Origin of the sequence: Winogradskyella psychrotolerans RS-3 (assembly GCF_000427335.1) — a bacterium.
Taxonomy (GTDB): Bacteria; Bacteroidota; Bacteroidia; order Flavobacteriales; family Flavobacteriaceae; genus Winogradskyella; species Winogradskyella psychrotolerans.
On the sequence record NZ_ATMR01000049.1, the window covers coordinates 1 to 519 of the forward strand.

General features: G+C 43.2%; 1 protein-coding gene. It reads right to left on the minus strand.

Features of this window, described 5'->3' with window-relative positions; all coding sequences use genetic code 11:
* Window positions 1-242: 242 nt before the first annotated feature.
* Window positions 243-519: hypothetical protein (locus ADIWIN_RS20790; protein ID WP_235047011.1), on the minus strand; the 277-nt coding region annotated here is incomplete at its 5' end.

Sequence of the window (519 nt, forward strand, 5' to 3'; positions counted from 1 at the left end):
ACCATGTAACATCTGCCCTTTATAAGGGCCATCCTTCATTAGAATAGGTTCGGAAGGTGAATTTCCAATTTCATTGTCCGGTAACCATATCGCCGGTGGACTGGCAACTGGTGGGTTTTGCTCTTGCGCTGCGCTCAAGCCCCATGCCATGCCATTGTAATTGTCTTTTTGGATATGTATTAATTTATTGGCAGGTAGCCATTGGCCCTGGTTGTCTGTAAGAAATAATTCATCGTCTACCCCTACCCAATTCCATTTGGCGTTCTAAGGCCATAATCTAACCTTTCGATACTTCCATCTTTGCTAATTTTAAGCGTTCTTCCTCTGTCAGGTAGTTGTCTGTCCGTAGACAATAACCGCATGGCCATGGATAAGGTAATATAAAAGTGGTCATCTTTATAAACCAAACCAAAGGCAAATTCATGGAAATCATCCGATGCTCCCCAAGCATCACAAATGACCTTGTATTCATCCATTACCCCATCTCCATCGACGTCTGTCAATTGGGTAAGTTCATGC